Genomic DNA, 11,897 nt, shown 5'->3' on the forward strand with positions numbered 1-11,897 from the left:
CCGCGGCTAACGCACATGCAACTTGAAGTATGACGGGTATATAAGGACTTTTCATGACCGCGTATTGGCTTGCCCAGGGCGTTGGTGTCATCGCCTTTCTGATCGGTATTACGACTTTTTTTAATCGCGATGAGCGCCGCTTCAAGCTGCAGCTTGCCGTCTATAGCGCCACCATTGGTGTGCATTTCTTTTTAATGGGAGCGTATCCGGCGGGCATGAGCGCCGAGCTCAATACCGTCCGAACCCTTATCTCTATGCGCACCCGTAAGCTGTGGGTGATGACCGTGTTTATTGTGCTCACCCTGGTATTGGGGCTCGCAAAGCTGCAACACGCGATGGAGCTGCTGCCGATTGTTGGCACGCTCGCCAGCACCTGGGCGCTCTTTCGCTGTACCGGCTTAACCGTTCGCTGCGTGATGTGGTGTGCGACCGCTTGCTGGGTTATCCATAACTTCTGGCTGGGCTCGATTGGCGGCACGCTGATTGAAGGCAGTTTTCTGGTTATGAACGGTCTGAACATCGTTCGCTTCCGGCGGATGCAAAAACGCGGTATTGACCCGTTTAAAGTCGAAAAAGCGGTGCAGGAAGAGAGCCCCTCCGCGCGTTAGCGGAGGGGGGATAGATTAATTGCGCAGGGCGTTTTTCGCCATACGTGCGTCTTCCGCCTGACAAACTGCGGCGGTAAACATCACGTCGGTAGAGGAGTTGATTGCGGTTTCACAAGAATCCTGAAGAACGCCAATAATAAACCCAACGGCAACGACCTGCATTGCTATTTCATTTGGAATACCGAACATATTGCAAGCCAGCGGAATTAGCAGGAGAGAGCCACCAGCAACTCCTGAGGCACCACAGGCGCATAGTGATGCGACGATGCTCAGTAGCAGAGCTGTTGGTAGATCCACTGGAATTCCTAACGTATGTACTGCAGCCAGGGTTAATACGGTAATGGTTATTGCTGCACCTGCCATATTGATGGTCGCACCCAGCGGTATAGAAACGGAATAGGTATCGCGATCCAGATTCAGCTTCTCACACAGTGCCATATTCACTGGAATATTAGCGGCGGAGCTGCGTGTAAAGAATGCATAGACGCCGCTCTCCCGCAGGCAGAGTAGAACCAGCGGATAGGGGTTACGACGGATTTGTAAAAACACCAGCAACGGGTTGATCACCAGTGCGACAACAGCCATACAACTAATTAGTACCAACAGCAGTTGCGCATAACCCCACAGCGCGGAGAAACCAGTAGTAGCCAGTGTTGAGGCCACTAGCCCGAAAATACCCACAGGCGCAAAGCGAATGACCAACACCACGATAAAAGTCACGGCATTAGAGAGGTCATTTACCAGATTTTTAGTGGTCTGATTGCTGTGGCGTAGTGCAAAGCCGAGACCGACTGCCCAGACTAAAATCCCGATGTAGTTAGCATTGATCAACGCGTGAAAGGGGTTAGCAACAATACTCATCAACAGTCCGTGAACCACCTGAACAATACCCGTGGGTGGAGTGATGTCTGTCGCGCCGGTTGCCAGTAGTAACGTTGAGGGAAAGATAAAACTGACGACTACAGCGGTTAGCGCGGCAGAAAATGTTCCGAGCAGATAGAGAACCAAAATGGGACGAATATTGGTTTTTTGTCCCTGCTGGTGGTTGGCGATGGAAGCCATGACTAACGTCAGTACGAGTACAGGTGCGACAGCCTTCAATGCGCCGACGAATAATGTACCGAGCAGCCCGGTTGCTTCTGCTGCTGGTTTAGAAACCAGAGCCAGCAAAATTCCCAGTATCAGTCCGATTAAAATTTGTTTGACCAGACTACCCTGAGTCAGTCGCCGTAGCAGGGTCGATCGGGTTGATTGAGTTGCCATGATTCATTCCTTCCTGTGATGTTGCTGTCCGTCCCGGCTACGCATTATTTGTAACGTTTATATCCGGATGTAAATAAATGTTTGCCTGGTTGAGTATACGGAAAGAACGCTATTGGGGAAGGGTAAAATTCTGTCTCTGGCTCTGAGAATTCATTTTTTAACTATATATTAACGATTTTGTGACATGAGTAAGAATAATACGCGGCGAAAGTTGCAGACCGGGTGAAAGAGGTCTTCACCCGGTTTTTGATGGCTTATTGCAGCTGTTTTTTCTTGTCGCGCTGCTTATTGACCCAGGCATTGATGAGCAGCGTCAATACCAGAATGCCACCTACCACGCCAAGCGAGATACCGATTGGAATGTGGAAGAAATCGACAATCAGCATCTTGATACCGATAAACACCAGGATCACCGACAGGCCATATTTCAGCATCGAGAAGCGTTCTGCGACGCCCGCCAGCAGGAAGTACATCGCACGCAGGCCGAGAATCGCGAACAGGTTTGAGGTCAGCACGATAAACGGATCGGTGGTGACGGCGAAGATGGCCGGAATACTGTCAACGGCAAAGATAACGTCGCTCAGCTCGACCAGAATCAGCACCAGCAGCAGCGGCGTAGCGTATAGCACGCCGTTTTTGCGGAGAAAGAAATGTTCGCCGTCAATCTTATCGGTCATGCGCAGATGACTGCGTATCCAGCGCACCAGCGGCTTATCGCCGATACCGGAATCATCCTCTTTCGCCAGCGCCATTTTCACACCAGTAAACAGCAGGAATGCGCCGAAAACGTAGAGCAGCCACTCGAACTGGGAGATTAGCCAGCTACCGGCAAAGATCATGATCGTACGCAGCACGATCGCGCCAAGTACGCCATAGACCAGCACCCGACGCTGAAGCGCAGGCGGAACGGCGAAGTAGCTAAACAGCATCAGCCAGACGAAAACGTTATCCACGGCCAGCGCTTTTTCGATCAGATAACCGGTGAGGAACGCCAGCGCTTGCGGGTCGGCCACGGCGCGACCTTCGGTCTGCACCAGATACCACCAGAAAGCGGCGTTAAACAGAAGTGAGAGGGTAACCCAGAGGATTGACCAGCCAGCGGCTTGCTTCATGGTCATGCTATGTGCACCACGCCGTCCTTGCAGCAATAGGTCGATAGCCAACATGATGACCACGACCACTGCGAATCCGCCCCATAACAACGGTGTGCCGACAGTATTCATTACGATATTCCTTACATAAAAACAAAACGGCTAACGTCGGAAGACTGCAGCCGCTGCGCTTTTATGCATAGACCTCGCCTTCCGGCAAGGTCTCACTTACAACAAGAATCGAATCTTGTTGCCCGGCGACCGGATGCGGTTTTTCACGCATCGTAATGACGATCGGCCGGCAAGGAAGTTACTCCCCTTTGCGCGTAACAAAGTATTACAAGTTATAAATGGCGTCAATGGAGTCCGACGGACCATTTACACTCCTTTACGCCACAGGTTGGGTATCCGCCGGGAAGACCACGCCGGTCTGGCGACGAATCTCGCTCAGCAGCTTCGCCGTGATGCGGCTCACTTCCAGACCCGGATGAGCGACCTCGTTGGCTTCCACCAGGCGAGCGAACTCTTCCGCTTCATACAGCATAGTATTGATATGCTGCGGCTGAGTGAGATCCTGGGACTTGCCGCCGCGCGGTACGAAACAGACCTTCTGGCATTCCGAAATTTTCTCGATAACCAGCGCGCCCGCTTCACCCTGAATTTCGCTCGGGATCGCGGAATCGCTCACTTTGGAGTGATGCAGAGTGACATCAAAATCACCGTAGCTCAGCACGACCGTGCCCTGGCCATCGACACCGCTCTCCAGCAGGCTGGCGCTGGCGTGCACCGCGCGCGGCTCGCCCCACAGCGCAACTGCGGAAGCCAGGCAGTAAAAACCGATATCCATAATCGAGCCGTTAGAGAAGGCCGGGTTAAAGGTATTGGGGTTCTCGCCGTCGAGATAGCGCTGATAGCGGGAGGAGTACTGGCAGTAGTTAATAAAGGCTTTGCGCAGTTTACCGATCTTGTCGAACGACTGCTTCAGCAGCAGGAAGTTTGGCAGGCTGGCGGTTTTGAACGCTTCGAACAGCACCACGTTATTTTCCCGCGCTACTTTGATGGCGGCTTCCACTTCCTGCAGATTCGAGGCCAGCGGCTTTTCGCAAATCACATGCTTTTTATGGCTCAGAAACAGGCGGGTTTGCGGAAAATGCAGCGAGTTAGGGCTGGCGATATAGACCGCGTCAACGTCAGCACTTTGCGCCAGTTCTTCCAGTGAAGTGAAGAGGTGTTCGACGGGATAATCGCTGGCGAAGGTCTGGGCCTGCTCGAGGCTGCGGGAGTAGATGGCGGTAAGTTTATATTTGCCGGTTTCATGGGCGGCATCGACAAACTGCTTGGTTATCCAGTTTGTGCCAACAACTGCGAAACGTATCATAAATGTTGACGAACTCCGTAAAAAGGGACCTTTCGTCACTCTAACACGCCATCATGACAAAACCAGTGCGCTATGGCGCAGAAGCATGAAGAGTCGTGTGTTGTCTAATGTACATACAAGGCGTACGATTGAATTGTACGTTTCAAACCAGGAGGAAATCATGCGTTCTTATAGTACATCAGAGGCCAGACAGAATATTGCGGCCGTCATGGATGCTGCCGCCAGCGGAGAGCCGATTGAAATTACCCGGCGTGATGGAACATCTAACGTTTTGATCAGTAAGGCAGAATATGAGGCGTTTATGAATGCCAAATTAGATGCTGAATTTGATTTTATTATGCAGCGACATGGTCGCACGGTTAAGGCGTTGACCGATCGATGAAGTGGGTGAGCGCAAGCGAAGTCATTGCCTTTCATGATCGGATTTTACTCCATCTACCTGGTATTAAAGGCATGCCCGATCCTGGGCGGGCAGAAGCCATTATTTACCGTGTGCAGAACCGTTTTCACTACGAAGGGGTGAGAGACGTTTTTGAACTGGCCGCAACTTATTGGGTCGCCATCGCGCGTGGGCATATTTTTAATGATGGTAATAAGAGGACCGCATTTTTTATCACCATGGCATTCCTTGCCCGCAATGGATATCTCATCGCTGATGAAGATACCCGGCTGGAAGAACTGACTGTCCTGGCGGCGACAGGGGAAGCCACGGTTGATGTGCTGGCCGATGCGCTACGACAGTTGGCGCTCTAACGAAAGCTGCGTCAGCCACAGGCGGGTATCAAACTCCAGCTGATGGTACTGCGGCTCCATATGGCAGCACAGCTGATAGAACGCTTTGTTGTGGTCTTTTTCCTTCAGGTGCGCCAGTTCGTGTACCACGATCATCCGCAGAAAATCCTCCGGCGCATCGCGAAAGACGGTGGCGACGCGAATTTCGGCTTTCGCCTTCAGCTTGCCGCCCTGTACGCGTGAGATAGCGGTATGCAGGCCGAGCGCATTGTTCAGCACGTGGATCTTGCTGTCGTACATCACCTTATTAATAGGGGCCGCGCCGCGCAGATAGCGAGACTTCAGATCCTGGGTGTATTGGTACAGCGCTTTATCGTTGTTGATATCATGGCCCTGCGGATAGCGCTTTTTCAGCACCTCTCCGAGGCGATTCTGTTCGATTAACGTGGTGACCTGCGCCAGCAGGGATTCAGGGTAACCCTGGAGATAGGTTAATGTGCTCATGGGGCCTGTTTGCGTAATTAAGCGACAACTGGCGCGAATTCTAGCACCCCGCGCGGGCAGGATGCCAGAAGGTCAGGTTTACTCAACTATTGCGTCTTCAACCGCCCGATAGCCGAAGAAATCAAACAGCGCCTCTTTGCGATGCAGCATGCTATCCACACAGGCCAGGCCGACAAACGCGCCGGTAAACTCGCCGTAGCGGCTATATTCATCGGAAAAACGCGATGTATCGTAGACCGCGCCGATCTTTTGGTATTTTCTACCATCGACAGACCATGAGCACTGGATCTCCCGGCCGTTAATGGCCATCGCCAGATAGATTTCTCCCTCTGCGAGGCGAATTTTCTGCGGATCGTCGTGACGTTCGCCATTATCCATATAAATAATGGCGAGCCGCGATGAGCCAGAGGCCTCATCCCAGGTTTTATGCAGGAACAGATAGTTCATGTTGTCGTAATAGAGCACCAGACCGGCGCTGTGCTGATAAATCTCAGGGCTGAAATCCATTTTCGTGGTGATGTTTGCGTATACCGAAGTCAGTTTTTTCGCCAGCAGGCTAACTTTATTCAGCGAGCTTAGCGACTCCTGCCCGCGCACGGCAAGGTACCCCGTTTTACGCTCAAGGCTGGCAAAGCGCTGGAAGCGAATCCTCGGGGCATAAAACGCGTTGTCCAGCGTTTGCCCATCAAAATCATCGATATCCGCTTTAGCCGGAAATGGGTGCGCAGGCAGGCTGGATTCTTCAACCTGATGCTCGGCGAGATTACCCCCAGCCGCCAGCCGCAACCAACCCTCGTCGGTCCATTCCATCTTTTGAATCGCCGTTTCCCGGCCTAGCGGGCAGCGTAATTCCTGGCGGAACGGGCGGCTACAAAGATGAGTTAACCAGACTTCGCCCGTGGGGGTCTCTACGTAGCTGCCGTGTCCGGCCTTTTGCAGGTAGGTTTCTGGATTGAAATAGTGCGGTTTCAGATGCCATGAGTCCTGGCGCTCGTTAAAGCTTCGCGGCCAGGAGGTGACAATGGGATTCAGCGGATCGCCTTCATACGGGCCGGTGACTTCCGTTGCGCGGGCCATGGTGACCGCATGTCCATATCCGGTACCGCCTTCGGCAACCATCAGGTAGTAATAATCGCCGCGCCGGGTCAGATGTGGTGCTTCAATACAGCCACGGTCGGTACCGCCATGCCAGATCCGCTGTGGATAGCCAACAATGCTTTGTGTATCCGGCGAGTACTCCACCAGGCAAATGGCCCCCGGTTTTTCGTAGCCTTCACGGGTTTCCCACTCCAGAGAGACAATCCATTTTTTACCGTCGTTGTCGTGCAGAATTGAGGCGTCGAATCCTGCCGAGTGAAGATATATTGGCTCGCTCCACGGACCGGTTATTTCACTGGCGGTAATAAGATAATTATCTACGTCAAAATAGCGTGAATTCATTGAGTTCATTACGCCGTAAATAACGTAGAACAACTGTTCTTCTTCGCACCATGTCAGGCTTGGCGCCCAAATTCCTTTGGCTGAGGGCAGCTTTTTTAAATCTGGGTTATTATCATCGGTGAGAACGTGAGTAAGTAATTGCCAATGCTTTAGATCCCTGGAATGGTAAACCGGCAGGCCGGGAAACCATTCAAATGATGATACCGCCACGTAATAATCATCGCCGCGCCGACATATACTGGGGTCAGGATTAAAACCTTTAAAAATAGGATTCTGAATCATCGTATTTACCCTTAATGCGAAAATATAGCGATGATTGTAAATAGACGATGGCATGGGGGATATGTAGACTCTTTCGATTTATATAATAAATGTCTACTCACCTGGTGATGTTGCTCACAAAAATGATTTATTTCTCCGCCCGACTGCCCACGGCATCAGTGCTTCTGACTTTGTGGCGGAAGGCCAGCGGGGTGTCGTTCATCATCTCTTTAAACTTGAGGCAGAAGTAGGCGCTGTCGGTGAAGCCGGCGCTTTGTGAGATATCGCTGATTTTCAGGTCGGTGTTGGTCAGCAGATTGATAGCGATATTGAGTTTGCGCAGCAGCATAAACTTCTTGAAGCTGATTCCAAAAGCAGATTTAAAGGTACGGGAAAACCAGGATTTCGACCACTGGCAGCGGCGGGCGGCTTCTTCAGTCGTCATCTCGAAATTTTCACTGGCATCAATCGATTGCAGCAACTCAATCAGCTCGCTCAGGTAGCGATGACTGGTGCGCTCGGTAACGGGTACCGAATCTTTCAGGCTATTAAAGGCATGCAGCAGTACGCTCTGCATTAATGAACGGAATAGCGAATCGGAGAAGTCGCTAAACTCGCCGCACCAGCTGAGCAGCAGTTCCATACGCTCGGCTTCTTCGCCGGAAAGGTATGCCACCGCACCGCAATGGGCGGCAGATAACGACAGGTCGTATCCTTCCAGCCACTCTTTCTCAAATTGCATCAGATAACGCTTGTGGCTGGCGGCGGCCGGTAGCGTCATTTCGTGAATCAGTAAGGCGGGAACAAATACCAGGGTATTGTTTTTAATCGTGAATTTTTCATCACCAATGGAATAGCTTCCCCCTGATTCCCGGAACCACATCAGCTCATCCATCATATGATAATGGGGGACTACGTTTATCCCATTGAAATTATTTATGTTATCGACGCGGAGCGTAAACAGTTCGCCGGTACCCACGGGGATCTTTTCGAAAACGGGAGATTCATCACTCATCAGGTACACTCTTCTTATATTTAACAGGATGATTTATACATAATCAGCAGGCCCTTCGCAATAACGTACAGAGGACAAATCTTAACGTTCTTTTAGGCGGAGACGCGATGAATATTGCCCGTATAAGTATCAAAGAAAAATTTAGCTATGGGTTAGGCGATACCGGCTGTAATTTAGTCTGGCAAACGGTAATGCTGTTTATGGCCTGGTTTTATACCGACGTATTCGGTTTAAGTCCAGCACATATGGGGACGATGTTTCTCGCCGTCAGGGCATTAGATGCGGTAACCGATGTATTAATGGGCGCTATTGCGGACCGTACTCGCACTAAATATGGGCAATTCCGTCCCTATATTTTATGGTTCGCTATTCCCTTTGGCGTACTTTGTTGTTTAACGTTTTATACACCAGATTTTGGCTATACCGGTAAGCTTATTTATGCTTATGTTTCTTATACCTTATTATCTCTGGTCTATACGGCCATTAACGTTCCGTACTGCGCGATGATCAATAATATCTCTAACGATTCCAGAGAACGCGTCTCGCTCCAGTCCTGGCGCTTTGCGCTCAGTACGCTCGGCGGCCTGATTGTTTCACTTACCGCGCTGCCGCTGGTGGCATTCCTTGGCCAGGGGAACGTGCAGAACGGCTATTTTTACACCATGATTGTGATGGGATGCCTGAGCATCATCCTGTTTTTTATCTGCTTTGGCCTGACGAAAGAGCGCTACACCACGGATATCGCGGTCAATAACCAAAGCAGTATTCTTGATGACCTGAAAACGCTGCTTTCCAATAAGGACTGGCGCATTCTGTTTGCGCTCAACGTGGTGAACCTGATTGCGGTACTGTTTAAAGGCGGGACGACGCTCTATTACGTCAACAATATTATGGGACGGGCGGATCTGGGCAGCCTGCTACTGACCACCACCCTGGCGTCCGGCGTGCTGGGGGCGATGCTCTCACCGTTTATCTTTAAAAATATCGATAAAGTAAAAGGGTTTAAAATCTCGATGGCCCTGGAAGCCGTGCTGCTGATTGGCATGTACTTTGTCCCGGCGGGCAACGTGGCCGCTATCTTTGTGCTGGTGATTATCATCAATATTATTCAGCTGGCCGCCACGCCGCTACAGTGGAGCATGCTGTCCGACATTATCGATGCGGAAGAGAAACGCAGTGGTAAAAAGCTCAGCGGGATCGTTTTTTCAACTAATCTTTTTGCCATCAAACTGGGGATCGCCATCGGCGGCGCGCTGGTGGGCTATATGCTGGCGTGGGGCGACTACGTTGGCGGGGCGGCGCAGCAAACCGATTCGGCGCTGGAGATGATCAAGCTGCTGTTCACCGTCTTCCCCGGCGTGCTGGTGGCGCTGCTGATTGTTATCATGAGCAAGTACAGCCTGGATGATAAGCGCCTGTCTCATCTGTCGCAGGACGACCTCCCGGCGTAATACGCTATCGCCCGGTAGATGGAGATAATCGGCGCATCTCTATTCTACTGGGCGAAGTTTGCGTATAAACTCGCGGGTTTTAGCGTTCCGGAGGCACAGAGGCGATGAGCCAGGTAGAGTTAAACGGTGAGTTATTCACATTAGAGCGGTTCCCTCCAAATGCCGAAGAGGAAGCGCTTCAGGCATGGGAAGCGGCGGATGAGTATCTGCTGCAACAGGTGAATGACGTCGACGGCCTGACGCTCATTTTCAATGACAGCTTCGGCGCGCTGGGCTGTGCGCTGGCGGAACGCAACCCGGTGAGCATCAACGACTCTTACGTGTCTGAGTTGGCCACTCGCTACAATCTGCGGATGAATGGCATTGACGAAGAGAGCGTGCGCTTTCAGGATCCTCTGAGCGAGCTGCCCGCAGCGCCGGCGCTGGTGTTAATTAAAGTGCCGAAGCAGCTGGCGCTGTTAGAGCAGCAGCTGCGCGCGCTGCGTGACGTGGTGACGCCGGAAACGCGCATTATCGCTGCCGCAAAAGCACGTGATGTACACAATTCCACCCTGGCGCTGTTTGAAAAGATCCTCGGTACCACCACGACATCGCTGGCATGGAAAAAGGCGCGGTTGATTTTCTGTACCTTTACCGCGCCTGAAGTGGCCGATGCGCCGCAGACCTACAGCTGGCAACTGGACGGTACCCCGTGGACGATTCACAACCACGCCAACGTCTTCGCCCGCAGCGGCCTGGATATTGGCGCGCGTTTTTTCCTTGAACACCTGCCGGAGGGTATCGAGGGCGAGATTGCCGATCTCGGTTGCGGCAATGGCGTTATTGGCCTCAAAGCGCTGGCCTTAAATCCGGACGCCCGAGTGATGTTCACCGATGAATCCTATATGGCGGTGGCTTCAAGCCAGCTGAACGTCGAAACCAACATGCCGGATGACATCGAGCGCTGCGAGTTTGTGGTCAATAACGCGCTGTCCGATATTGAGCCGGACCGCTTTGCCGCCATCCTCTGCAACCCGCCGTTCCATCAGCAGCACGCGATCACCGATCATATTGCCTGGCAGATGTTTAACGATGCCCGCCGCAGCCTGAAGTACGGCGGCGAGCTGTACGTTGTTGGCAACCGCCATCTCGATTATTTCCGCAAGCTGAAGCGCGCATTTGGCAACTGCACGACTATCGCCACCAATAATAAATTTGTGGTGTTGAAAGCGGTGAAATTGCGTAAACAGCGTTAAAGGATAATAATCCACTGAGTTGACGGGCAGGCCGGGAATGGCCTGCCCATTTGTATTAACTGAGTGGAGATTATTAACTTGAATCATCAGGAAGATGAATGTAACCAAGAGAAGGTCATTTCGCAAAAAATTCGCCTTGCCAGAAATCCTGCCGTATTTATCTGTCTGATGCAATGCGCTGTATATATATTCATTACGGGATCTGGCTGGTTTAGTTCTGGTATAGATAAAACTTTATGGGTTAATCTTTTTTTTATTATTTTATGGGGGGTGTTGGCATTCGGAATTTATAAATACAGCCGCGTCTGCGCGGTTACCGCACTGCTGTTATACGTTATCGAAAAACTTTCTTTTGAACTGATTCCACCAGGGAAGAGTTTTAGTTTCATCTGGCTTATTGTCACTTTTTTGTGGTTGTTGTGCTTTTCCAGCGGAATTATTGCCTGCTGGAAACAGAATAAATATAAGACGAAAAATATAGATGATAGCGAGCGCATTTATAAGCACACAATAACCCTTGTCGTGATTGTGTTAGCACTGTTTCATTCAGCTTACTTTGGTATGAAAGAGGTGCAGAAGTACAGCAGAAATGTGCTCTGGCAGGCGTTTTATCAATCGGTGATGGAAGATAAGAGTAAGATCCCGCTGCCGATGAAAATTAATAATAACCTCACTATTACTGATATCTATTTTGAACAGCACACCCTGATTGTTGAGCATCAGGTGAGCCATGAGAAGTTAGCTGATTTACCGATAGCCAATTTCTACGCGCATGCCAGAAAACTGTACTCACGCTACTGTGCCAACGATGTTGCAACCTCGCTTGATTTAACGATGATAGTCCGCTTTGCGCAAGGATACGAGACGCGTGATCTGACGTTTACGCCGAAAGACTGTCAATTTAAAAAAGGATAAGAAT

12 protein-coding genes are annotated in these 11,897 nt (G+C 51.1%); 6 read left to right on the forward strand and 6 right to left on the reverse strand.

What is annotated here, in order from left to right:
* Positions 1-53 precede the first annotated feature (53 nt).
* Complete coding sequence (locus FN082_RS21255) at positions 54-608, forward strand: YgjV family protein (RefSeq protein ID WP_139540610.1); 555 nt, start codon at positions 54-56, stop codon at positions 606-608.
* A 15-nt stretch (positions 609-623) separates the two neighbouring features.
* On the opposite strand, the gene sstT is transcribed toward FN082_RS21255, so the two are convergent.
* The 3 genes from sstT to FN082_RS21270 form a co-directional block, all read right to left on the reverse strand.
* Positions 624-1,871: a serine/threonine transporter SstT gene (sstT, locus tag FN082_RS21260; protein WP_139540608.1), complete on the reverse strand. Its 1,248-nt coding sequence runs from the start codon at positions 1,869-1,871 to the stop codon at positions 624-626.
* A gap of 254 nt (positions 1,872-2,125) precedes the next feature.
* Positions 2,126-3,094: a TerC family protein gene (locus tag FN082_RS21265; RefSeq protein ID WP_142982311.1), complete on the reverse strand. Its 969-nt coding sequence runs from the start codon at positions 3,092-3,094 to the stop codon at positions 2,126-2,128.
* A 256-nt stretch (positions 3,095-3,350) separates the two neighbouring features.
* Positions 3,351-4,340, reverse strand: a complete 990-nt coding sequence (locus FN082_RS21270) for a Gfo/Idh/MocA family protein (protein WP_142982312.1) — start codon at positions 4,338-4,340, stop codon at positions 3,351-3,353.
* 160 nt (positions 4,341-4,500) lie between these two features.
* On the opposite strand from FN082_RS21270, the gene FN082_RS21275 reads away from it, so the two are divergent.
* Entirely contained in the window at positions 4,501-4,722 is a 222-nt protein-coding gene (locus FN082_RS21275) for a type II toxin-antitoxin system Phd/YefM family antitoxin (protein WP_112213633.1), read from the forward strand.
* Positions 4,719-5,093, forward strand: coding sequence for a type II toxin-antitoxin system death-on-curing family toxin (locus FN082_RS21280; RefSeq protein WP_112213634.1), 375 nt, complete (start codon positions 4,719-4,721; stop codon positions 5,091-5,093). The genes FN082_RS21275 and FN082_RS21280 overlap by 4 nt, the downstream gene beginning before the upstream one ends.
* Here the strand turns inward: FN082_RS21280 and FN082_RS21285 are convergent.
* From FN082_RS21285 to FN082_RS21295, 3 genes are all read right to left on the reverse strand, one after another.
* On the reverse strand, positions 5,073-5,576 hold the full coding sequence (locus FN082_RS21285; protein WP_112213635.1) for a M48 metallopeptidase family protein: 504 nt from the start codon (positions 5,574-5,576) through the stop codon (positions 5,073-5,075). The genes FN082_RS21280 and FN082_RS21285 overlap by 21 nt on opposite strands.
* 78 nt (positions 5,577-5,654) lie before the next feature.
* Positions 5,655-7,298 (reverse strand): glycoside hydrolase family 43 protein, encoded by a 1,644-nt coding sequence (locus tag FN082_RS21290; RefSeq protein ID WP_142462648.1) that lies wholly within the window; start codon positions 7,296-7,298, stop codon positions 5,655-5,657.
* 127 nt (positions 7,299-7,425) lie between these two features.
* Positions 7,426-8,292: a helix-turn-helix domain-containing protein gene (locus FN082_RS21295; RefSeq protein ID WP_139540600.1), complete on the reverse strand. Its 867-nt coding sequence runs from the start codon at positions 8,290-8,292 to the stop codon at positions 7,426-7,428.
* A gap of 107 nt (positions 8,293-8,399) precedes the next feature.
* On the opposite strand from FN082_RS21295, the gene FN082_RS21300 reads away from it, so the two are divergent.
* From FN082_RS21300 to FN082_RS21310, 3 genes are all read left to right on the forward strand, one after another.
* The gene (locus tag FN082_RS21300) at positions 8,400-9,743 is read left to right on the forward strand and encodes a glycoside-pentoside-hexuronide (GPH):cation symporter (RefSeq protein ID WP_139540598.1); all 1,344 of its coding nucleotides are present in this window, start codon (positions 8,400-8,402) and stop codon (positions 9,741-9,743) included.
* A 104-nt stretch (positions 9,744-9,847) separates the two neighbouring features.
* Complete coding sequence (gene rlmG, locus FN082_RS21305) at positions 9,848-10,978, forward strand: 23S rRNA (guanine(1835)-N(2))-methyltransferase RlmG (protein WP_139540597.1); 1,131 nt, start codon at positions 9,848-9,850, stop codon at positions 10,976-10,978.
* 78 nt (positions 10,979-11,056) lie between these two features.
* Complete coding sequence (locus FN082_RS21310; protein ID WP_235891793.1) at positions 11,057-11,893, forward strand: hypothetical protein; 837 nt, start codon at positions 11,057-11,059, stop codon at positions 11,891-11,893.
* Positions 11,894-11,897 lie beyond the last annotated feature (4 nt).

This window comes from Klebsiella spallanzanii (genome assembly GCF_902158555.1).
Lineage (GTDB): Bacteria > Pseudomonadota > Gammaproteobacteria > Enterobacterales > Enterobacteriaceae > Klebsiella > Klebsiella spallanzanii.

Coding starts and splice junctions, on each gene's coding strand:
- FN082_RS21255 (WP_139540610.1), top strand. CDS start 54: ATGACCGCGTATTGGCTTGCCCAGGGCGTTGGTGTCATCGCCTTTCTG.
- sstT (WP_139540608.1), bottom strand. CDS start 1,871: ATGGCAACTCAATCAACCCGATCGACCCTGCTACGGCGACTGACTCAG.
- FN082_RS21265 (WP_142982311.1), bottom strand. CDS start 3,094: ATGAATACTGTCGGCACACCGTTGTTATGGGGCGGATTCGCAGTGGTC.
- FN082_RS21270 (WP_142982312.1), bottom strand. CDS start 4,340: ATGATACGTTTCGCAGTTGTTGGCACAAACTGGATAACCAAGCAGTTT.
- FN082_RS21275 (WP_112213633.1), top strand. CDS start 4,501: ATGCGTTCTTATAGTACATCAGAGGCCAGACAGAATATTGCGGCCGTC.
- FN082_RS21280 (WP_112213634.1), top strand. CDS start 4,719: ATGAAGTGGGTGAGCGCAAGCGAAGTCATTGCCTTTCATGATCGGATT.
- FN082_RS21285 (WP_112213635.1), bottom strand. CDS start 5,576: ATGAGCACATTAACCTATCTCCAGGGTTACCCTGAATCCCTGCTGGCG.
- FN082_RS21290 (WP_142462648.1), bottom strand. CDS start 7,298: ATGATTCAGAATCCTATTTTTAAAGGTTTTAATCCTGACCCCAGTATA.
- FN082_RS21295 (WP_139540600.1), bottom strand. CDS start 8,292: ATGAGTGATGAATCTCCCGTTTTCGAAAAGATCCCCGTGGGTACCGGC.
- FN082_RS21300 (WP_139540598.1), top strand. CDS start 8,400: ATGAATATTGCCCGTATAAGTATCAAAGAAAAATTTAGCTATGGGTTA.
- rlmG (WP_139540597.1), top strand. CDS start 9,848: ATGAGCCAGGTAGAGTTAAACGGTGAGTTATTCACATTAGAGCGGTTC.